Annotated in this window: 23 protein-coding genes and 2 tRNA genes; 21 read left to right on the top strand and 4 right to left on the bottom strand. The window is 48.2% G+C overall.

The window, feature by feature from the left end; all coding sequences use genetic code 11:
- The first annotated feature begins 99 nt into the window (after positions 1-99).
- The 3 genes from dnaJ (at position 100) to HMPREF2606_RS03550 (ending at position 2,779) form a co-directional block, all read left to right on the top strand.
- Complete coding sequence (gene dnaJ, locus HMPREF2606_RS03540; RefSeq protein ID WP_070585204.1) at positions 100-1,257, top strand: molecular chaperone DnaJ; 1,158 nt, start codon at positions 100-102, stop codon at positions 1,255-1,257.
- 291 nt (positions 1,258-1,548) lie between these two features.
- Positions 1,549-2,127, top strand: coding sequence for a TMEM165/GDT1 family protein (locus tag HMPREF2606_RS03545; RefSeq protein WP_070843317.1), 579 nt, complete (start codon positions 1,549-1,551; stop codon positions 2,125-2,127).
- 1 nt (position 2,128) lies between these two features.
- Positions 2,129-2,779 carry a TIGR01621 family pseudouridine synthase gene (locus HMPREF2606_RS03550; RefSeq protein ID WP_070843318.1) on the top strand — a complete coding sequence of 217 codons (651 nt, stop codon included), beginning with the start codon at positions 2,129-2,131 and terminating at the stop codon, positions 2,777-2,779.
- A 75-nt stretch (positions 2,780-2,854) separates the two neighbouring features.
- On the opposite strand, the gene HMPREF2606_RS03555 is transcribed toward HMPREF2606_RS03550, so the two are convergent.
- Positions 2,855-3,781, bottom strand: coding sequence for a LysR family transcriptional regulator (locus HMPREF2606_RS03555; RefSeq protein ID WP_070504237.1), 927 nt, complete (start codon positions 3,779-3,781; stop codon positions 2,855-2,857).
- Between the two features lie 175 nt (positions 3,782-3,956).
- Between HMPREF2606_RS03555 and HMPREF2606_RS03560 the strand changes: the two genes are divergently transcribed.
- The 6 genes from HMPREF2606_RS03560 (at position 3,957) to HMPREF2606_RS03585 (ending at position 8,988) form a co-directional block, all read left to right on the top strand.
- Positions 3,957-4,706, top strand: coding sequence for a Nif3-like dinuclear metal center hexameric protein (locus tag HMPREF2606_RS03560; protein ID WP_070585199.1), 750 nt, complete (start codon positions 3,957-3,959; stop codon positions 4,704-4,706).
- 122 nt (positions 4,707-4,828) lie between these two features.
- Positions 4,829-5,410: a ubiquinol-cytochrome c reductase iron-sulfur subunit gene (gene petA, locus HMPREF2606_RS03565; protein WP_070459589.1), complete on the top strand. Its 582-nt coding sequence runs from the start codon at positions 4,829-4,831 to the stop codon at positions 5,408-5,410.
- Between the two features lie 18 nt (positions 5,411-5,428).
- A complete protein-coding gene (locus tag HMPREF2606_RS03570) occupies positions 5,429-6,952 on the top strand; it encodes a cytochrome b (RefSeq protein ID WP_168165899.1) in 1,524 nt (507 codons plus the stop codon).
- A 14-nt stretch (positions 6,953-6,966) separates the two neighbouring features.
- Positions 6,967-7,752, top strand: a complete 786-nt coding sequence (locus HMPREF2606_RS03575) for a cytochrome c1 (protein WP_039864285.1) — start codon at positions 6,967-6,969, stop codon at positions 7,750-7,752.
- Positions 7,753-7,966: 214 nt separating this feature from the next.
- Positions 7,967-8,572, top strand: a complete 606-nt coding sequence (locus HMPREF2606_RS03580) for a glutathione S-transferase N-terminal domain-containing protein (protein ID WP_039861850.1) — start codon at positions 7,967-7,969, stop codon at positions 8,570-8,572.
- Between the two features lie 11 nt (positions 8,573-8,583).
- Positions 8,584-8,988 (top strand): ClpXP protease specificity-enhancing factor, encoded by a 405-nt coding sequence (locus HMPREF2606_RS03585; RefSeq protein WP_070585198.1) that lies wholly within the window; start codon positions 8,584-8,586, stop codon positions 8,986-8,988.
- 156 nt (positions 8,989-9,144) lie between these two features.
- Here the strand turns inward: HMPREF2606_RS03585 and HMPREF2606_RS03590 are convergent.
- The 3 genes from HMPREF2606_RS03590 to HMPREF2606_RS03600 all read right to left on the bottom strand — a co-directional run bounded on the left by HMPREF2606_RS03590 (position 9,145) and on the right by HMPREF2606_RS03600 (position 10,561).
- Positions 9,145-9,220, bottom strand: a tRNA-Ala gene (locus HMPREF2606_RS03590).
- Between the two features lie 6 nt (positions 9,221-9,226).
- Positions 9,227-9,303, bottom strand: a tRNA-Met gene (locus tag HMPREF2606_RS03595).
- 106 nt (positions 9,304-9,409) lie between these two features.
- Positions 9,410-10,561 carry a class I SAM-dependent methyltransferase gene (locus tag HMPREF2606_RS03600; RefSeq protein ID WP_070712107.1) on the bottom strand — a complete coding sequence of 384 codons (1,152 nt, stop codon included), beginning with the start codon at positions 10,559-10,561 and terminating at the stop codon, positions 9,410-9,412.
- Between the two features lie 401 nt (positions 10,562-10,962).
- Between HMPREF2606_RS03600 and mraZ the strand changes: the two genes are divergently transcribed.
- From mraZ to HMPREF2606_RS11245, 12 genes are all read left to right on the top strand, one after another.
- Positions 10,963-11,418, top strand: coding sequence for a division/cell wall cluster transcriptional repressor MraZ (gene mraZ / locus HMPREF2606_RS03605; RefSeq protein WP_070712108.1), 456 nt, complete (start codon positions 10,963-10,965; stop codon positions 11,416-11,418).
- The gene (gene rsmH, locus HMPREF2606_RS03610; protein ID WP_070585193.1) at positions 11,415-12,377 is read left to right on the top strand and encodes a 16S rRNA (cytosine(1402)-N(4))-methyltransferase RsmH; all 963 of its coding nucleotides are present in this window, start codon (positions 11,415-11,417) and stop codon (positions 12,375-12,377) included. The genes mraZ and rsmH overlap by 4 nt, the downstream gene beginning before the upstream one ends.
- Positions 12,378-12,440: 63 nt before the next feature.
- A complete protein-coding gene (gene ftsL, locus HMPREF2606_RS03615; RefSeq protein WP_003681879.1) occupies positions 12,441-12,704 on the top strand; it encodes a cell division protein FtsL in 264 nt (87 codons plus the stop codon).
- 78 nt (positions 12,705-12,782) lie between these two features.
- On the top strand, positions 12,783-14,531 hold the full coding sequence (locus tag HMPREF2606_RS03620; protein ID WP_004518895.1) for a peptidoglycan D,D-transpeptidase PBP2: 1,749 nt from the start codon (positions 12,783-12,785) through the stop codon (positions 14,529-14,531).
- 26 nt (positions 14,532-14,557) lie between these two features.
- Positions 14,558-16,036 (top strand): UDP-N-acetylmuramoyl-L-alanyl-D-glutamate--2,6-diaminopimelate ligase, encoded by a 1,479-nt coding sequence (locus HMPREF2606_RS03625; protein ID WP_004518894.1) that lies wholly within the window; start codon positions 14,558-14,560, stop codon positions 16,034-16,036.
- A 180-nt stretch (positions 16,037-16,216) separates the two neighbouring features.
- Positions 16,217-16,738, top strand: a complete 522-nt coding sequence (locus HMPREF2606_RS03630) for a M23 family metallopeptidase (RefSeq protein WP_049335339.1) — start codon at positions 16,217-16,219, stop codon at positions 16,736-16,738.
- Positions 16,739-16,762: 24 nt separating this feature from the next.
- On the top strand, positions 16,763-17,617 hold the full coding sequence (locus tag HMPREF2606_RS03635; RefSeq protein ID WP_004518892.1) for a hypothetical protein: 855 nt from the start codon (positions 16,763-16,765) through the stop codon (positions 17,615-17,617).
- 21 nt (positions 17,618-17,638) lie between these two features.
- Entirely contained in the window at positions 17,639-18,151 is a 513-nt protein-coding gene (locus HMPREF2606_RS03640; protein ID WP_004518891.1) for a hypothetical protein, read from the top strand.
- A complete protein-coding gene (gene murF, locus HMPREF2606_RS03645; protein ID WP_070843319.1) occupies positions 18,148-19,512 on the top strand; it encodes a UDP-N-acetylmuramoyl-tripeptide--D-alanyl-D-alanine ligase in 1,365 nt (454 codons plus the stop codon). The genes HMPREF2606_RS03640 and murF overlap by 4 nt, the downstream gene beginning before the upstream one ends.
- 15 nt (positions 19,513-19,527) lie before the next feature.
- Positions 19,528-19,677 carry a hypothetical protein gene (locus HMPREF2606_RS11045; protein WP_168167219.1) on the top strand — a complete coding sequence of 50 codons (150 nt, stop codon included), beginning with the start codon at positions 19,528-19,530 and terminating at the stop codon, positions 19,675-19,677.
- 100 nt (positions 19,678-19,777) lie between these two features.
- Complete coding sequence (gene mraY, locus HMPREF2606_RS03650) at positions 19,778-20,860, top strand: phospho-N-acetylmuramoyl-pentapeptide-transferase (RefSeq protein ID WP_004518887.1); 1,083 nt, start codon at positions 19,778-19,780, stop codon at positions 20,858-20,860.
- A gap of 123 nt (positions 20,861-20,983) precedes the next feature.
- Positions 20,984-21,382, top strand: a 399-nt coding sequence (locus HMPREF2606_RS11245; RefSeq protein ID WP_283122337.1) for a tetratricopeptide repeat protein, incomplete at its 3' end; no start/stop codon positions are given.

Here is a 21,382-nt window from a genome sequence, read left to right on the forward strand (position 1 = left end):
AGCACAATTTCAGACGGCCTTGAAAATACTGACTTGAGTTTTTGATACTCGCCCACATATCCCACCCAGTTTGAATTCATTCTTAACACTATCAAAATTATGAGCAATAAAGATTTTTACGAAACACTTGGTGTTGCCCGCAGCGCTAGCGACGATGAAATCAAAAAAGCCTACCGCAAGCTGGCAATGAAATATCATCCCGACCGCAATCCTGACAATAAAGAAGCGGAAGAAAAATTTAAAGAAGTCCAAAAAGCTTACGACACCTTGTCTGACAAGGAAAAACGTACCATGTACGACCAATACGGCCATGCTGCGTTCGAACAGGGCACAGGTGCGGGCGGATTCGGTGGCTTTGGCGGTTTCGGCGGCCAAGGCGGATTCGGTGGTGCACAAGGCTTCGATTTTTCCGATATTTTCAGCCAAATGTTCGGCGGTGGCGGCAGCGCTGGCGGCCGTCAGCCGGATTACAGCGGCGCCGACTTGCAGGTCGGCATAGAGATTTCGCTTGAAGAAGCCGCCAAAGGCGTGAAAAAACGCATCAACATCCCGACTTACGAAGAATGTGATGTCTGCCACGGCTCAGGTGCCAAACCGGGCACATCCGCATCGACTTGTTCGACCTGTCACGGCTCAGGTACGGTGCACGTCCGCCAAGCCATTTTCCAAATGCAGCAGACTTGTCCGACTTGTCACGGTACAGGCAAAGAAATCAAAGATCCTTGCGTCAAATGTCGTGGCGAAGGCCGCACCAAGACCAGTAAAACGGTTGAAGTCAACATTCCGGCAGGCATCGACGACGGTCAACGCATCCGCTTGAGCGGCGAGGGCGAGCCGGGTCAACACGGCGCGCCGGCAGGCGATTTGTACGTCAATGTCCGCGTGAGACAGCACAAAATCTTCGAGCGCAACGGCTTGGACTTGCATTGCGAGTTGCCGATCAGCTTTGCCATTGCAGCATTGGGCGGCGAAGTCGAAGTGCCGACTTTGGATGGCAAAGTCAAACTGCACATTCCGAAAGAAACGCAAACCGGCCGCCGTATGCGCGTGAAAGGCAAAGGTATCAAGTCTCTGCGTTCCAGCTCGACCGGCGATTTGTACTGCCACATTTTGGTTGAAACACCGGTCAACCTGACCGACCGTCAGAAAGAGTTGCTGGAAGAATTTGAAAAAATCTCCTCCGGCCTCGACCTCAGCCAAACTCCGCGCAAAAAATCGTTTTGGGAAAAAGTAGGCGATTTGTTCTCCGATAATTAATCGTTGTGAAAAAGGCCGTCTGAAACCTACTTGAATCAGGTTTCAGACGGCCTTTTGTTTTTCTTGCTTCAAACTTTTGTTTGCCGTAAAATCCGCGCTTCACTCTTACGGGAGTAGCCATTCGGCGCAATGCCGAAACCGTTGTCAACATAATCGGCTTGTGCGGCCGTGGCAGCGGTATCTTCTCTGCTTTATCGGAAGACAGGCAAGACGTAAGCGTTGTCCATACCCTTGCGGGCGGTATGCACAGCGCTTTTTGTTTGCCCGCTTTTCGGTTGAGTATCTTAAATCATGGAAGCTTTTTTCTCCTCGACGCTGGGCGTTGCCATTGCCGAAATTGGCGATAAGACGCAATTGCTCGCGCTCTTTTTGGCTGCACGTTTTGCCCACAAAAACGCGATTGTTGCCGGTATTTTTATTGCAACCCTGTTGAACCATCTTGTTTCAGCCGCACTCGGTGTCTGGCTGGCATCCGCTATTTCGCCCGAAGTCATGAAATGGGTGGTCGGCGGCAGTTTTATTGCGGTTGGATTATGGCTGCTGTTGCCGGATAAAGACGAAGACCCTGACGGCAAGTGGCTGAAATACGGCGCATTTACGGCGACGGTCGTCCTGTTTTTCTTGGCTGAAATCGGCGATAAAACGCAAATTGCGACGGTTCTTTTGGCGGCAAAATACCAATCTATCCTGCTGGTCGTGGTCGGCAGTATTGCCGGTTTGATGATTGCTTCTGTGCCTGCCGTGTATTTGGGCGAAATGCTGATGCGTAAAATTCCGGCCAAAGCAGTGCGTATTGCCGCATGTATCTTGTTCTGCCTGCTGGGTATTTTGACCCTGCTTGGCGACAGTATTGTGTTGAAGGCCGTCTGAAATGTGGGACATTGTTTTTGAACACAAAGATTTTGTGGTCATCAATAAGCCTTGCGGCGTATCGGTGCACAGCGAATCGGAAGGGAATGTTTGCCTGACTGCTTCGCTGGCGCAACAGCTCGGCGTTGAGCGCGTGTGGCTGGTTCACCGTTTGGACAAAGCCACCAGCGGCCTGTTGCTGTTTGCGCTCAACCGCGACAGCGCGACGGCTTTGTCGGCGCAATTTGCCGAGAAAACCATGCGTAAAACTTATTTGGCACTCGGTACGCACAAGCCGGCGAAAAAGCAGGGTTGGGTGAAAGGCAGTATGGCGCGTTCGCGGCGCGGTACATGGAAGCTGACGCGTGATGAGGATAATTTTGCCGTTACCCGTTTCAGCAGCCAAAGCCTGAAGCCCGGTTTGCGGCTGTTTGTGTTGCAACCGTTTACCGGCAAAACCCATCAGCTGCGCGTGGCCATGAAAAGCATAGGCAGTCCGATTTTGGGCGATACGCTGTATGGCGGCGATGAGGCGGAACATCTGTTTTTGCACGCTTGGCGTTTGGTTTTCGACTATCGCGGCGAGCATTTCGATATTCGGGTTGCGCCTGATAAAACATGGCCGTCTGAAATCGATTTGTCGGCGTGTTTGAACTCGGATGAGTCCGAATAGAAGCAGTGAAATTTTTGTGTATATTAAAAAAGGCCGTCTGAAAATTGTTCAGACGGCCTTTTGATTGTTTCAAGTTTACATTTCCAATTCGCTCAAGCCCGGCAAGTCGGCAAAACAGCGGTCATGCGTGATTTGGCAGAAGTTGTCCAGATAGCCTTTGTTGGCGTCTTCCGTACGAATGGCGGCATAAAGTTTGCTTTGTAGGCCGTCTGAAGTGATTTTGCGGTGGACGACGTAGCCTTTTTCCAAATACGGCATGACTGTCCAATAGGGCAGGGCGGCGATGCCGCGTTTGCTGGCAACTAATTGAATAATGGCGATAGTCAGCTCGCTGTGGCGGCGCGGCGGATTAATGCCTTTGGGCAGCAGCACTTTTTTGGGCAAATCCAGCATTTCGTCGGGGACGGGATAAGTAATCAGGGTTTCGTCGATAAAGTCTTCCGCTTCCCAAATGTCTTTGTCAGCAAGCGGGTGGTCTTCTGCGCAGATGCCGACCATTTCATAGGCAAACAGGGGGCGGTAGCTGATGCCGTTGAGCGGCTCGGCTTCGGAAACAATGGCGAGGTCGGCGCGGTGTTGCAGCAACAGTCCGACCGGATCGGCTTGGAAACCGGAAACGATGTCCAATTCAACTTGCGGCCATAAGGGGCGGAACTCACCCATGGCAGGCATCAGCCAGTCAAAGCAGGTATGGCATTCGACGGCAAGCCTGAGTTCGCCCGCTTCGCCTTCGATAATCCGTACCAGATCACGTTCGGCGGCGGCAACCTGCGGCAACAATTCGCGCGCCAGTTGCAATAGGCGCATACCGGCCGGAGTGAAGCGCAAAGGTGTGGATTTGCGTTCAAACAACGGCGTTTCGTAATAATTTTCCAAGGCGCGGATTTGGTGCGACAGGGCAGATTGGGTCAGGAAAACCCGTTTGGCGGCAAGGGAAACGCTGCCGGTTTCTTCTAAAGCCAGCAAGGTTTTGAGATGACGCAATTCGATAATAGAGTCCATGTGTTTTCAGACGGCCTGTGGGTAAGGTGGGATATATTAAAATAATTCATGATGATGTGCAAATGATTAATGTTGGGAATGATTGCTGAAATCGGAATGTAAGAATTTGAGGCATAAACAGATTTTGCGGTTAGAATGCGAAGCTGTTTTTGAAGATAGATATAAGGAGCGGAATATGGCTTTACGCCGTGAAATTCTGGCTTGGTGCGATGAGACATTGCAGGTCGGGCTGTTTAAGGACTATGCGCCCAACGGTCTGCAGGTCGAAGGCAAAGAAGAAATTGCTAAAATCGCCACTTCGGTTACCGCCAGCAAAGCAGCAATCGATTTTGCCGTAGCGCAGGGAGCGGATCTGCTTTTGGTTCACCACGGCATGTTTTGGAAAAGCGAGCCTGTCACGATTACCGGTTGGAAAAAAGCACGCATTGAAACCTTGCTGCAACACCAAATCAATATGGCGGGCTACCATCTGCCACTGGATGCGCACCCGCAATTGGGCAATAACGCGCAGTTGGCCGAGAAACTCGATTGGGTGCTCGAAAAACAATTCGGCGAGCAAAATCTGTTGAATACAGGCCGCCTGAAAACCACGCAAACGCTGGCGCAGTTGTCTGAACGCATCGAGGCGGTATTCGGCCGCAAGCCGACCGTTATCGGCGATCTTGAACGCGAAATCAAACGTATTGCCTGGTGTAGCGGAGGTGCGCAGGGATTTTTTCAGACGGCCGCAGACGAAGGTGTCGATGCGTATCTGACCGGTGAAATTTCCGAAGCACAATATCATCTTGCCAACGAAACGGGTGTGGCATTTATCAGTGCCGGTCATCATGCGACAGAACGTTACGGCGTCCGCGCCTTAGGCGATGCCGTGGCAGAAAAATTCGGTATCGAAGTGGTTCACTTTGATGAAAACAATCCTGCTTGAGTATTGAGCAATATCATAAAACTTTACCTTATTTTAAATAATGCTTTGAGTATTACAACAAACTAGGTAGAATTACGCTGTTTAATGGCTCGGTATTCCCAAAATTTTAGGACGACTGAATAATGGATAATCAAGAAATCAACAACGGTCGCCGCCGTTTCCTGACACTGGCTACATGCGGTGCAGGCGGTGTGGCGGCTCTAGGCGTAGCTACGCCTTTCGTGGCCAGCTTCTTCCCATCGGAGAAAGCTAAGGCTGCCGGTGCTGCTGTCGAAGTAGATGTCAGCAAAATCGAAGCAGGCCAAATGCTGACTGCCGAATGGCAGGGCAAACCAATTTGGCTGGTCAATCGCACAGATCAACAGCTCAAAGACTTGAAAAGTTTGGATGGCGCAGTTGTCGATCCTAATTCCGAAGTGGATCAGCAACCGGAATACGCTAAAAACGAGACCCGTTCGATCAAGCCGAACCTCCTCGTTGCTATCGGTATCTGTACCCACCTGGGTTGCTCCCCAACTTACCGTCCCGATATTGCTCCCGCCGACTTGGGCGCAGACTGGAAAGGCGGTTTCTTCTGCCCTTGCCACGGTTCGAAATTTGACATTGCAGGCCGAGTATACAAAGGTGTTCCTGCACCGACCAACTTGGTTGTACCGCCTTACAAATATCTGAGCGATACGACTGTTTTGGTGGGCGAAGACTAAAAATAAGGAACGATAATTATGGCAAACCAAACCAATAGCAAAGCAAAAGCATTGTTAGGCTGGATGGACGATCGCTTCCCTCTGTCTAAAATGTGGAATGAGCATTTGGCTCAATACTATGCGCCGAAGAACTTCAACTTCTGGTACTACTTCGGCTCTTTGGCTCTGCTCGTCCTTGTAATTCAAATCGTCAGCGGTATTTTCCTGACCATGAACTACAAACCGGACGGCAACCTTAACGCCTACCATCTGCCTGCTGCCTTTACCGCAGTAGAGTACATCATGCGCGACGTGTCCGGTGGCTGGATTATCCGCTACATGCACTCCACCGGCGCATCTTTCTTCTTCATCGTCGTTTATCTGCACATGTTCCGTGGTCTGATTTACGGTTCGTACAAAAAACCTCGTGAATTGGTGTGGATTTTTGGTTCCCTGATTTTCTTGGCATTGATGGCAGAAGCCTTTATGGGTTACCTGTTGCCTTGGGGTCAAATGTCCTTCTGGGGTGCGCAGGTAATTATTAACCTGTTCTCCGCCATCCCTGTTATCGGTCCTGATTTGTCCACTTGGATCCGCGGTGACTTCAACGTTTCCGACGTTACTTTGAACCGCTTCTTCGCCCTGCACGTTATCGCAGTACCTCTGGTATTGCTCGGCTTGGTTGTGGCTCACATCATCGCCCTGCACGAAGTGGGTTCTAATAACCCTGATGGCGTTGAAATCAAGAAAAACAAAGACGAAAACGGTATTCCACGCGATGGTATCCCATTCCATCCTTACTACACCGTTAAAGACATCTTGGGCGTCGTTGTATTCCTGATTGTCTTCTGTTCTGTGTTGTTCTTTGCACCTGAAGGCGGCGGCTACTTCTTGGAAGCGCCAAACTTCGATGCAGCTAATGCGCTGAAAACACCTCCGCACATTGCTCCGGTATGGTACTTCACTCCGTTCTACGCAATTTTGCGTGCGATTCCTTCGATGGCAGGTACTCAGGTATGGGGTGTAATCGGCATGGGTGCAGCAGTTGTATTGATTGCCTTGTTACCTTGGCTGGATAAGTCACCTGTAAAATCTGTTCGTTACCGCAACAACTCTTTCAAAGTAATGTTGGCGTTGTTTGTTGTATCTTTTATCGGCTTGGGAATTTTGGGTGCGTTGGTAGCAGATGATACTCGTACAGCTTTTGCTCGTGCATTCAGTGCATTCTATTTCTTGTTCTTCATCGGTATGCCTTTGCATACAAACCCTAAATGGTTGGCTGAAAAAGCTGGTGGTATTAAATATTTAATCAGTCTGTTTGTTTATGCTGCCTTAATTATTTATAACCTGTATTTAGTTGCAGTCTTGCCAAATAACATCGTTAAGGCGTTCGTTCTGGCTTACACTGTTTTCTTTGCAGCTATTCCATTCCTGAATGCGTTTAATAGCGAAAAAGCTACGCCTGAACGCGTAACCATGAGCACTACTAAACAAAAAATTATGTTCTTTGTTTACGTCGGTATTACCGTTGTCGGTGCTTACTTGTTTGCAACCAATATCTGATGAGGGCAGCGAAAATGAAACAAACTCTGAAAAACTGGTTTGCTGCCTTATTGCTGGCAGTGCCTATGAGTGCAGCCGTCGCCAGCGGCGGCGGACACTACGAAAAAGTCGATATCGACCTGCGTGACCAAGTCAGCCTGCAGCACGGTGCGCAAATCTTTACAAACTACTGTTTGTCTTGCCACTCTGCAAGCGGTATGCGCTTCAACCGTCTGAAAGACATCGGTTTGACTGAAGATGAAATCAAGAAAAACCTGATGTTCACAACAGACAACGTTGGTGATGTCATGGTAGCGGCAATGGATCCGAAAGATGCCTCCAAATGGTTGGGTGCGCCTCCGCCGGATTTGACCCTGATTGCCCGTTCTAAAGGTGCAGACTACCTGTATGCCTATATGCGCGGCTTCTATAAAGACCCAACTCGTCCGACCGGTTGGAACAATACTGTTTTGGCCGGTGCGAGTATGCCTCACCCACTGTGGGAGCAACAAGGTGTTCAAGCCGTTGAGTTGGATGCCAAAGGTCAGCCCGTTATGATTAAAGACGAGCATGGCAACCTGACTCCTAAGCTGTATTGGGAATCTACCGGTCTGCACAGCCGTCGCCTGCCTAACGGTAAAGTGATCCAAAAAGAGTACGATACTTATGTACGCGATTTGGTGAACTACTTGGTGTACATGGGTGAGCCTGCTCAGTTGCAACGCCACCGCATCGGCTACATGGTTTTGGCATTCCTGTTTGCGGTAATGCTGCCATTGGCTTACTTCCTGAAAAAAGAATTCTGGAAAGACGTTCACTAATTCTTTTGAATCAAAAAGGCAAATCTGTTTCAGGTTTGCCTTTTTTGTTTGTGAAATTGGTTTATGCGGAAATAATGTAAATTTTAAAATTACTCAATATAAACAATAATGTAGTTGAAATTTCTGGATTAAGTGTTTGAAATTATGTATAATTCTGTCTGAATTTTTATAAGGCTTAAGGCCGTCTGAAAAGATTTATCAGGAGTAAAAGATTATGATGACATTGTATTCAGGTATTACTTGTCCATTCAGCCAGCGCTGCCGTTTTGTGCTGTACGAAAAAGGCATGGATTTTGAAATCAAAGATGTGGACGTGTTCAATAAACCTGAAGACTTGGCTTTGATGAATCCGTATAACCAAGTACCGGTTCTGGTTGAGCGTGATTTGATTTTGCACGAATCAAACATCATCAACGAATACATTGATGAGCGTTTCCCTCATCCTCAGTTGATGCCGGGTGATCCTGTTATGCGCGGTCGCGGCCGTTTGGTGCTGTACCGCATGGAAAAAGAATTGTTCAGCTTGGTGCAAGTGTTGGAAAACCCTGAATCTACCAATAAAGAACAAGCTAAAGCGCGTGAAGCCATTGGCAATGGTTTGACACTGTTGGCACCGTCTTTTACTAAAAACAAATACATCTTGGGCGATGACTTCTCCATGATTGATGTTGCCTTATCTCCACTGTTGTGGCGTTTGGACTATTACGACATCAAACTGGGTAAATCTGCTGCGCCTTTGCTGAAATACGCCGAGCGGATTTTCCAACGTGAAGCCTTTATTGAAGCATTGACGCCGGCTGAAAAAGCCATGCGCCGCTAAAGGACGGATCTATGGCAACTTCAACCAAACCGTATTTGTTGCGTGCTTTGTATGAATGGTGTTTGGATAATAACCAAACACCGCACATCGTAGCTTGGGTAAATGAACATACCCGTGTGCCGATGCAGTATGTGCGCGACAATGAAATTGTTTTAAATATTGGTCCTACCGCCAGTCATAACTTGAATATCGACAACGAATGGGTCAATTTTTCTGCGCGTTTTTCCGGCGTAGCGCACGAAATTTGGATTCCGGTCGGTCATATTGTCAGTATATTTGGCCGCGAAAGTGGAGAGGGTATGGGTTTTGAGGTAGAACCATATCAGCCTGCTTCTGCCGAGGTTGCGGTAGCTGAAGATAAAAAAGCTGAATCTGCGGAAGAAAAACCGAAAAAAGTATTGAAGCTTGTGAAGTAATTAAAAGATAGAAGGCCGTCTGAAATGTTTCAGACGGCCTTTATTGATTAGGTATTGTATTGATTGGGTATTGAAGTGGCAAAATTAATGAGCAATCAGTTATTAATCAAGCTAAACAAAAAAGCTCTTGCATTTAACAAGAGCTTTTTTGTTTAGTGGTGGAGGTAAGCGGGATCGAACCGCTGACCTCTTGCATGCCATGCAAGCGCTCTACCAACTGAGCTATACCCCCGAAATTTGGTGGCGAATCAGGGACTCGAACCCCGGACACAAGGATTATGATTCCTCTGCTCTAACCGACTGAGCTAATTCGCCGTTTCGTGAAGTCGCTATTATAGTTTTTTTTGAATATTTGGCAAGCGCTAATTTTGATTTTTTTTATTTCTTATTGTTTTTAAAAAATAAAAAGTAGGTTGTCAGGCTATAGCTTATGGCAAATATCGCCGTGGCTGAAGCCTGTCCAATCGATATCGATGTCTTTGCCAAAAGCGATCACTTTAAAAAGTTCGCCCATTTCGTGCTGATGTATCAGTTTCTGTACTGCTGCTGCGGCTTGGATATATTCAACCGAATCCGAGCTGCCGATTTGTGCCAGCAAATCGGTGATGCCGAGATTGAGCAGGAAATAAGATTGGGGCAGGTAGCCGATTAAGTCTAAACCTGATTCCGTGCCGGCACGTGCAATATCAGTGAAATTGACGTGTGCAGTCAAATCGGTCAGACCGATATTGAAAAACGGATCATGGATGGTATGGTGGCGATAGTGGCCGATAAATGTGCCTTCCTTGCGTTGCGGATGGTAATACTGAGCGGCATCGAAGCCGTAATCAATAAATATCATGCCGCCGCGCTGCAATTTGGCGGACAGGGTTTGGATAAAGGCATATTGTGCCGGATGCAGCTCGCTTGTGTATGAGGGAAGGGGAGGGAAGTACAAGGCAGCTGTTTGCGTAAGTTCGGCTTGGGCTAATGGTCTTATGGCTTCGATTAACTCGTCATTCTTTAGGCTGACGCCGATTTGTTGAAACCCGTCATCTTGATAAATCAAGCGTTCAACCGGCATGGCATCCAATACTTCGTTGCCGATGATGATGCCGTCAAAGTGTTCAGGCAATGTGGTGAGGTGGATGGCTTTAGCGGCTGTTTCAGGGGAGGTATGTTCAAGAATATATTGACGTTGTCTCTCTGCAAGCTCTGCCGATAGCTCGATAATATAGTAATGATTCAGGCCGTCTGAAAGGTTTTGCAAGAGTGTGGCAGCGAGATGACCTGTGCCTGCACCAAATTCGTAGATATTGCCTGCTGTTTGCGGCAGTAATTCGGCAAGTTGTTTGGCAAGGGTTTGTCCGAATAGGGGGGAGAGGGTAGGGGCGGTAATGAAGTCGCCGTCCGTACCGATTTTATGGCTGCCTCCGCTGTAATAGCCGTATTGAGGTGTGTAAAGGGCAAGCTCCATAAAACGGGAGAAGGGTATCCAGTTTTGATGTTGTTCAATTTCGTTTTTTATGAGCTTGGTCAGGTGTGCTGAAGAGGCTTGTGCATCAGGGGAAGGAAGGGGGAGTTGAGGCTTCATGACTGTTAGATAATGTAAAAAATTTGAATTTGTTTGTATATTATAGCCCCTTATGAGAGGGGTGGTAATAGGGTATAAAAACACTATATGTAGTATGTCAAAAACAAAAATAATACTACATATAGTGTTTTATGCTATATGAAACTACTGATATATCAATTTGTCATGCTTTTTTATATATATAACCTATTGAATTTAAAGTGTTTAGTGTTTTATTTCAGATAAGAAACGGATTTGACCTGATTGCCAAAATTTCTTATAGTGTCGGTTAGTGGGGCATAGTGGGTGAAAGTGGTTACTTTTTCCTAAAAAGTGTTCCGTGGAAGTGAAAACGAAAGATTTTAGGAAGGTGGGATTTTTAATCCCACTCTGTTTTATTTTAATCGAATTTGGGGTGTGATGTGTTTGGCGGTGCTCATGAATTGAGTATGGACAGTAAAGGGCGGTTGGCGATTCCTGCCAAATTCCGCGATATTTTGCTGCGCCGTTATACGCCTGCAATTGTGGTCACACTGGATTCCCGAAAAAAATTATTAATGTACCCCGAGCCCGTTTGGGAAGAAAAAGCCGAGCAGGTTTTGAAGTTGAAAGTAGCCGGCAATGAAGCTTTGCAACGGTATCAGAATTTGCTGCTGCACAATGCTGAGATTTTGGAGTGGGACAGCGCCGGACGCGTTTTGATTCCGGCCAATCTGCGTAAACGTGTGGATTTTGAAAAAGAAGTTACTTTGGTTGGCCGTGCAAACCGTATGGAGTTGTGGGGCCGCGAACATTGGGAAGAGGAAATGAATCAGGCTTTGGATATCGATCCTGATGAATTGGCTTTCCAATTGAGTCAAACGGATTTGCAATTGTGAGTAAAGTTGAAAATTATCAGCATGTTACTGTCTTGTTGCATGAGGCAGTGGACGCGTTGGCAATCCGTGAAGACGGGATTTATGTGGACGGTACGTTCGGTAGGGGAGGGCATTCCCGGCTGATTTTGTCGCGTTTGGGTGAGCAGGGTCGTTTGGTTGTTTTTGATAAAGACCCCGAGGCGATTGCGGTAGCAAATGAGCTGGCGGCGCAAGATAAACGTGTCAGTGTCGTACACAATGGTTTTGAAACATTTCAGACGGCCTTGGATGAATTAGGCATCGATAAGATTGACGGTGCGCTTTTTGATTTGGGGATTTCGTCGCCGCAAATTGACGATGGCAGCCGCGGATTCAGTTTCCGCTTTGATGCGCCGTTGGATATGCGGATGGATCCGACTCGCGGGATGTCTGCGGCAGAATGGATTGCAACCGCATCCGAACAGGATTTACACGAGGTAATTAAGAATTATGGTGAAGAGCGGTTTAGTCGCCAGATTGCGCGCGCCATTGTTGCGCAACGCGAGGAGAGTCCCATCGATACAACCCGCAAGCTGGCGCAGCTTGTGGCGCAAAACGTCCGTACTCGTGAGCGCGGACAAGACCCTGCAACGCGCACCTTCCAAGCAGTTCGCATCTTTATTAACCGCGAGCTCGAAGAGGTAGAGGCAGTTTTGCCGCAGGTTGCAGGCCGTCTGAAAGAGGGTGGGCGCTTGGCTGTCATTGCGTTCCATTCGCTGGAAGACAGAATTGTGAAACAGTTTATTAAAAAATATTCGCAACATGCGCCATTGCCCCGTTGGGCAGTGGTTAAGGAAGCGGATTTGCCTCAGCCGCCTTTGAAGGCTGTGGGCAAAGCAATCAAACCGGGTTCGACAGAGACTGAAGCCAATCCGCGTGCGCGCAGTGCAGTTTTGCGTGTGGCGGAGCGCAGTAGCGGCGAATTTTCGGTTATTGAGTAGGGGATGGCGTCTAAACGCTGTCGTAAGAGATAGTCCTGTTGACAGGCCGTCTGAAAGTTTGAGATGGGTAAGTTGAATATTTTATTGCTGGTTTTGGTGACGGTCTCAGCCTTTGCCGTAGTGTTTAAGCAAAACCAGTCCCGTTTGCATTTTATCGAGTTGGATAAGGCACAAAAACGGGAAATTCAGTTGGAACAGGATTACGCGCGCTTGAAGCTGGAGCAAGCAAGATTGGCAAACCACAAACTGATTAAAGTGGCGGCCGAAAAGCAACATCTGCTTCCACCGGGTGCGCATAATACGGCTATGCTGGAACGCAAAAAATAAGAATATAGAGCCTTGCATTGGTGCAAGATTTACGGGATTTGATGGCTCACTGAGCAGCTAAGTCATGAGAAGTTCAACATGTTAATTAAGAACGAATATAAACCTCAAATGCTGTCTGGAACAACAAAAACGAAAAAGCCGCTGACAAGTAACGGGCGAATCGGTTTGGTGCTGGGCGCTGTTGCGCTGGCATTTACCGGTCTGTTGGTACGCGGGGTTTATTTGCAAACCAGTCAGCATGAATTTTTGAAAAATCAGGGCGACCAACGTTTTGTGCGTACGCTTCCGCTGCCGGCATCACGCGGTATGATTACCGACCGCAATGGTGCCACATTGGCTTTGAGTGCGCCTACCGAATCATTGTATGCCATGCCTTCCGGTATGGAGGAAATGCCGACTGACGAGCAGTTGGAAAAATTGTCGGCCATTGCCGATGTCCCTGTTGAAGTTTTGAAAAATAAATTGTCTAAAAAAGACAAAGGTTTTATCTACCTGAAACGCCAACTCAGCTACGAGAAAGCAGAAGAAATCAAAGCATTGGGCATTAAAGGCATTGCATTCCAAAAAGAATTGAAACGCCATTACCCGATGGGCAATCTGTTTGCGCACGTTATCGGTTTTACCAATATCGACGGCAAAGGTCAGGAGGGCTTGGAGCTTTCCCGTGAAGACAGCCTGCGCGGTGAAGATGGTGCGAAAGTTGTATTGCGTGACAACAAAGGCAATATCGTAGACAGCCTCGACTCTCCACGCAACAGCGTGCCTAAAAACGGCCAAGACATGATTTTGTCTTTAGATCAGCGTATTCAGACGCTGGCTTATGACGAGTTGAACAAGGCTGTGGCTTATCACAAGGCTAAAGCGGGTACAGTTGTGGTATTGGATGCGCAAACCGGCGAAATTTTGGCTTTGGTCAACAGCCCGGCTTACGATCCGAATCAACCGGGTCAAGCCAATAGCGAACAGCGCCGCAACCGCGCCGTAACCGACATGATCGAACCCGGTTCTGCCATGAAGCCGTTTACCATTGCCAAAGCATTGGATTCCGGCAAAGTAGATGCAACCGACACATTCAATACCCTGCCTTACAAAATCGGTCCGGCTACCGTACAAGATACCCACGTTTATCCTACTTTGGATGTGCGCGGCATTATGCAAAAATCTTCCAACGTCGGTACCAGTAAACTTTCTGCCATGTTTACGCCTAAAGAAATGTACGATTTCTATCACGATTTGGGTGTGGGCGTGCGCATGCATTCAGGCTTTCCTGGTGAGACTGCAGGTTTGTTGAGAAGCTGGCGCAGATGGCAAAAAATCGAACAAGCAACCATGTCTTTCGGTTATGGCCTGCAATTAAGCTTATTGCAATTGGCGCGTGCCTATACTGTCCTGACCCATGACGGCGAATTGTTGCCGGTCAGCTTTGAAAAACAAGCGGTTGCCCCTAAAGGCAAGCGCGTCATCAAAGCCTCTACTGCGAAAAAAGTGCGCGAGTTGATGGTTTCCGTTACTGAAGCCGGCGGTACCGGTACTGCCGGTGCTGTGGATGGTTTCGACGTAGGTGCGAAAACCGGTACGGCGCGTAAACTGGTCAATGGCCGCTATGTGGACAACAAACACGTCGGTACGTTCATCGGTTTTGCCCCGGCTAAAAATCCACGCGTGATTGTGGCCGTTACCATCGACGAACCGACTGCCAACGGCTATTACGGCGGCGTGGTTGCCGGTCCCGTATTCAAAGAAGTCATGAGCGGAAGCTTGAACATCTTGGGCGTTTCCCCAACCAAGCCTTTAAGTAATACCGCTACTGTCAAAGTACCGTCATAATCCAAACAATCAAAGAGATATTGTTTATGTTCAGCAAGTTAACCCCCTTGGCTGAAACCAACTTTCCGCCTCTGCTGTGTGAAAACGCAGCAGGGCGTTTGTTGCATTCAGACAGCCGACAAATTAAACAGGGTGACATTTTCGTTGCCTGTCAGGGCGAATATACAGACGGCCGCAGCTATATTCCTGCCGCCATTGCCAACGGTGCAACCTTTGTTTTTTGGGATGATGACGGCAAATTTACATGGAATCCCGAATGGAACGTTCCTAATCAAGGCATTAAAGATCTGAAACATCGCGCCGGTATGTTGGCGGCGCAGGTTTACGGTAATGTTTCAGACAGCCTTAAAGTTTGGGGCGTAACCGGTACCAACGGCAAAACCTCTATCACACAATGGCTGGCGCAAGCTGCCGATCTGTTGGGCGAAAAAACCGCCATTATCGGCACAGTCGGCAACGGCTTTTGGGGCACATTGGAAGAAACCACACATACCACACCTGCTCCTGTCGATGTCCAAACCCTGCTCTACCGCTTCCGCCAGCAAGGCGCAACAGCCGCCGCGATGGAAGTTTCCAGCCACGGCCTTGACCAATCGCGCGTCAACGGCGTGCCGTTTCGCAGCGCAATCTTTACCAATCTCACCCGCGACCATCTCGACTATCACGGCACCATGGAAGCCTATGGTGCCATCAAATCGCGCCTGTTCTACTGGCATGGTCTGCAACACGCCATCATCAATGTCGATGATGAATACGGTGCAGAACTCGCAGGCCGTCTGAAAAAAGACTGTCCCGATTTAGCCGTTTATGGCTATGGTTTCAGCGAGCAAGCCGATATCCGCATTACCGATTTCACCGCTTCTTCAGACGGCATGGAAGCCGTATTCCAAACACCATGGGGCGAAGGAAAATGCCGTACCCGTCTGCTCGGACGATTCAACGCGCAAAACCTCGCCGCCTGCGTTGCCTTGCTGTGTGCCAACGGTTATCCACTCAATAACGTTTTGGAAGTACTGGCAAAAATCCGTCCCGCTTCAGGCCGCATGGATTGCATTATGAACAGCGGCAAACCTTTGGTCGTTGTCGATTATGCCCACACGCCGGATGCACTGGAAAAAGCACTCTCCACTTTGCAGGAAATCAAACCGCAGGGCGCGGCTTTGTGGTGCGTATTCGGCTGCGGCGGCAACCGAGACTGCGGCAAACGCCCATTGATGGGTGCGGCAGCAGTTCAGGGTGCCGATAAAGTAGTGGTTACCAGCGATAACCCGCGCTTGGAAAATCCTCAAGACATCATCAACGATATTTTGCCTGCTGTATCTAATCCTGAACGCGTCGAAGTTGATCGCGCAGTTGCCATCCGTTATGCGGTTGAGCAAGCCGCTGCGAACGACATCATTCTGATTGCCGGTAAAGGGCATGAAAACTATCAGGATGTACAAGGCGTGAAGCATCATTTCTCCGATTTTGAAATCGCAGAAAAAGCATTGGCAGAGCGCGGTTAAGCCATATCGCAAATATTCAGACGGCCCGAAACCTTAAGGCCGTCTGAAAAAGATTTAAACATATACAATAAAAGCAATACGACACACGCATTACGGCACGTCAGCCATTAAACCCATCACAGTTGTTTGTTTCGGAAGACTTTTTAATAAGGCCGTCTGAACAACAAGGAGACCGATTTGATGCTGAAAATGCCGACAAAAACCTTATTAATCAGTGCAGCCGTAGTTTTATTTGCAGGCTGTACAACCAAACAACTTCCGCGTCCTACTGCCGAAATCGAGCAGTTGAGGGCGCAACAGCCTCCGGTCGAGCAAAGCCTGCCGAATCCCGTTAAAGGCAAGCGTTTTGACGACACTTGGGGCGCAGCGCGCAGTCAGGGGCGAAGGCATGAAGGTGTGGATATTTTTGCTAAGAAAAACACGCCGATACGCAGTACCACGCCCGGTATCGTCACCAAAATCGGGCGCAACCGATTGGGCGGTAAAGTTATCGGTATTCAAGGGCCGGGTGCGTGGCATTACTATGCCCACCTCAATAAATTTGCCCGTATCCGCCTGTATGAACGAGTAAAAGAAGGACAGGTCATCGGCTATGTCGGTAAAACCGGCAATGCCAGAACCACACCGGCCCACCTGCATTACGGTGTATATCTGCCGAACGGCGCGGTGAATCCGTATCCGCTGATTAATCAGAACAGATAGGCCGTCTGAACAAGATTTGAGAGTATGAACGCAAAGAAATTGGTTAAGGCAACGAATATCGTCGGTATGGTGGCAGTTGTGCTGCTGGTGTACTGGGTATTTGTTCTGATTCTATCCAATGTTTTCGGGCTTAAGGTGTTCCGCGAATACATTACGGAAATTTTCCTGATGAGTATTTTGGGGATTTTTGCCGTGATGGCGGGTGCCTTGATACTGAACATCATGCTGAATTTGACCCGTATTGCCGAGCGAGGACAAGAGGAAGAAAGCAAAGGTGGCCGAAAAACCTTATATTTGTTGTTGGCAGTATTTCCCGTTTTAGCAGCCCTGTTATTTGGCGGAAATTATCTGACTGTTCAGAAAAAACGTCAGATTTTGACTCAATCTCTAGAGCGTATCGTCAAGGATAATCCATCGCAAATCAATGCATTGGCAGATTATCGTTTTGATTTTGCGTATATTAAAAAAGCAGCGTTAATCCTTGAGCTGATGTCGAAGGAAGATTCTGCCTTTAAAGCAGCTACAGTGATTGTGCCGGATACGATCGGTAATAAACAGGTTTATTTGGCTTTCTCAGCTGATTCCCAGTTAAGTGGGATTGATGAGCAGGCACCCAATGCTCGGGGAGTAGGCGATGATAATGGTTTTGTCGTTACTCGGAATGGCAATAAAGAAACAATCAGCAAAACGCAATATCTTTATGCCCCAAATCTGAGCGAGCGTGAATACTTGCAGAGGGTATTTGCTGGACAAACAAATGAAATACGTTATGAGGCAAAAGATGGCAATTACAGCCTTTGCCACCCCTACCGCCAAAACGGTGAAACCATTGTATTGTGTTTTTCCGATTACCAGCAGTACGGGAAAATCGGCAGTTGATAAGAGAAAGTGATTTGTAGTATGAAAAGTTGGTTTTCCAATACATTTCCTGAATATAAAAAATTGCCCAAAAGCGGCAAATTTATGGCATGGCTGACTTTTGTGCAGGGCGTGGTTTGGTTGATTCTGGCATCAATTCAGAGTGTGCAAGGACTGATTAACAGCATAGCATGGGCTGTGTTTTTTGGGATTTTACTTTTCATTTTGGGTATGTTGGCGTTGTCTGCAGCATGGAATGCGTTTAAATTCCGTGAAGTCGGTTTTAAGAGAATGACATATGTGTACATGCCATGCTTATTGCAAATTGCTTTTGCAAGCGATGTATTTTCTTTTGTATTTTATATAGATAGTGTATTGAAACTATGGTTCAGCCTTACGGTAAATAAGCTTTCTGTCGGTGTAAATTTTGCCGCTATTCTTTTTATTGTGCTGGCAGGACGTAATTATCGTCATTTAAAAATGGTTTCCCAAAATACGGATAAAAATGTGGAACCGTTAGAACAAGTAGAACAAGGACAAGAAACACAATCATGAAACCACTAGACCTAAATTTCATCTGTCAAACGCTCGGCCTTCCGGTGCCGTCTGAAAATCAACCCGTTTCGCGTATTGTTACAGACAGCCGCGATATTCAGGAAGGCGACGTATTTTTCGCGCTTGCCGGAGAGCGCTTTGACGCGCATGACTTTGTTGAAGATGTTTTGGCAGCAGGGGCAACGGCAGTTGTGGTTTCGCGCGAAGATTGTGCGGCTTTGAAAGGCGCATTGAAGGTTGACGATACGCTTGCGGCTTTGCAAAAACTGGCGAAGGCGTGGCGTGAAAATGTGAATCCGTTTGTCTTTGGCATTACCGGCTCTTCCGGTAAAACGACGGTTAAAGAGATGTTGGCCTGCGTATTGCGTCATCGATTCGGTAATGAAGCTGTGTTGGCGACTGCCGGCAATTTTAACAATCATATCGGCCTGCCGCTGACTTTGTTGAAACTGAACGAAAAACACCGCTACTCCGTCATTGAAATGGGTATGAACCATTTTGGCGAATTGTCTTTGCTGACCCAAATTGCCGGTCCGAATGTTGCTCTGGTTAATAACGCTTTGCGCGCGCATGTCGGTTGCGGTTTTGATGGCGTCGGCGATATTGCTAAAGCAAAAAGTGAAATCTACGAAGGTTTGCTTTCAGACGGCATTGCGCTGATTCCGTGCGAAGATGCCAATATCGCTACATTTGAAGCTGCTACTGCGCAATTGAATGCTCAGACTTTCGGCGTTGCCAGTGGCGATATCCATGCGGAAAATATTGAGTTGAAACCGTTGTCTTGCGAATTTGATTTGGTGCGTGGTAATGAACGTGTTGCCGTGGTATTGCCAGTTCCCGGCCGTCACAATGTGCATAATGCCGTAGCGGCGGCGGCTCTGGCTTTGGCGGCAGGTTTGAGCCTTGCCGAAGTTTCAGACGGCCTGAAAAATTTCAGTAATATCAAAGGCCGTCTGAATATCAAGCAAGGCATTAAAGATGCAACTTTGATTGACGATACTTATAATGCCAACCCCGACAGCATGAAAGCCGCCATTGATGTGCTCGCCGCTATGCCTGCGCCGCGTATTTTTGTGATGGGCGACATGGGCGAATTGGGTGAGGACGAAGCCGCCGCCATGCACGCCGAAGTTGGCGCGTATGCACGGGATAAAGGCATCGAGGCCGCGTATTTTGTCGGCGACAACAGCGTTGAAGCGGCAGAGACGTTTGGTGCGGAAGGTTTGTGGTTTGCTGATAAAGATCCGCTGATTCAAGTGTTGAGCCACGACTTGCCTGAACGCGCTACTGTATTGGTCAAAGGCTCGCGCTTTATGAAGATGGAAGAAGTGATCGAGGCATTGGCAGCAACAACCGCGTAAAAGGCCGTCTGAAATATGAAAAAGATTTTTCTATTGGCTGGTTTGCTGTTTGCCGCGTTTTATGCCGGAATGAAAGTACAGGCATTTATCTATGAAGATACCTGCTTGGACTTGGGAGGCGGAAAGAATCCCAGAAACTATCCGATTTGCGTGGTAGAGAAATAATCTTACTCAATAAGGCCGTCTGCAATTTCAGACGGCATACCGATTTATTTTTAATTGGGCATAAGCCCGCTGTAACAACAAAAACAAAAAAGGAAGCCCCATGTTTTTATGGCTCGCACATTTCAGTAACTGGTTAACCGGCCTGAATATTTTTCAATACACCACATTCCGCGCCGTTATGGCGGCTTTGACTGCTTTGGCGTTTTCCCTATTGCTTGGTCCGTGGACCATCCGCAAGCTGACTGCGCTTAAAGTCGGCCAAGCCGTCCGTACTGACGGCCCTCAAACCCACCTGATCAAAAACGGTACGCCAACCATGGGCGGCTCGCTGATTTTGACCGCCATTACCGTGTCCACAATTTTGTGGGGCAACTGGGCAAATCCTTATATCTGGATTCTCTTAGGTGTCCTGCTTGCTACCGGTGCACTCGGTTTTTACGACGACTGGCGCAAAGTGGTTTATAAAGACCCTAACGGCGTGTCTGCCAAATTTAAAATGGTGTGGCAGTCCAGCGTTGCCATCATCGCTGGTTTGGCATTGTTCTACCTTGCGACAAACTCTGCCAACAATATCCTGATTGTTCCCTTCTTCAAACAAGTTGCCTTGCCGCTTGGCGTAGTCGGCTTCTTGGTATTGTCCTACCTGACCATCGTCGGTACATCCAATGCCGTTAACCTGACCGACGGATTGGACGGCTTAGCCGCATTCCCCGTTGTACTTGTCGCCGCCGGTCTTGCTATCTTTGCCTATGCCAGCGGCCACTCCCAATTTGCCCAATACCTGCAATTGCCTTACGTTGCCGGCGCAAACGAAGTGGTGATTTTCTGTACCGCCATGTGTGGTGCGTGTCTCGGCTTTTTGTGGTTTAACGCCTATCCGGCACAAGTCTTTATGGGCGACGTCGGCGCGCTCGCGCTTGGCGCGGCGCTTGGTACTGTTGCCGTCATCATCCGCCAAGAATTTGTCCTCGTCATCATGGGTGGCCTGTTTGTTGTTGAAGCCATTTCCGTTATGTTGCAAGTCGGTTGGTACAAACGCACCAAAAAACGCATCTTCCTGATGGCGCCGATTCATCATCATTACGAACAAAAAGGCTGGAAAGAAACCCAAGTCGTCGTCCGTTTCTGGATTATCACCATCGTCTTGGTGTTAATCGGCTTGAGTACCCTCAAAATTCGCTGAACCTATGCCGTCTGAACACCTTTCAGACGGAATTTGAACGTGCAAACCTGCGGCGGTAATCTGTCCCGTCTTATCGTTAACGGCGGCTGAAAAACCGCCCCATACCGAAATAGGAGAGAAAACATGAAACAGACAGTCAAATGGCTTGCAGCCGCCCTGATTGCCTTGGGCTTGAACCAAGCGGTGTGGGCGGATAATATGCCGGATTTTCAGAAAACGCTTCAAGCTGCGAAGCAAGGGAATGTCGATGCCCAATATAATTTGGGCGTGATGTATGCCATCGGGCAAGGCGTCCCTCAAGACGATGCACAGGCAGTGCAGTGGTATCGCAAGGCGGCAGAACAAGGGGATGCCCAAGCCCAAGTTAATTTGGGCCTGATGTATGAACAAGGGCAAGGCGTCCGTCAAGACTATGCCGAAGCGTTCAGATGGTATCGTAAGGCAGCGGAGCAGGGATTAGTCCAAGCCCAAACCGATTTGGGCAATGGGTATGCACAAGGGCAAGGCGTCCGTCAAGACTAT

Source organism: Neisseria sp. HMSC070H10 (genome assembly GCF_001837635.1).
Lineage (GTDB): Bacteria > Pseudomonadota > Gammaproteobacteria > Burkholderiales > Neisseriaceae > Neisseria > Neisseria subflava_A.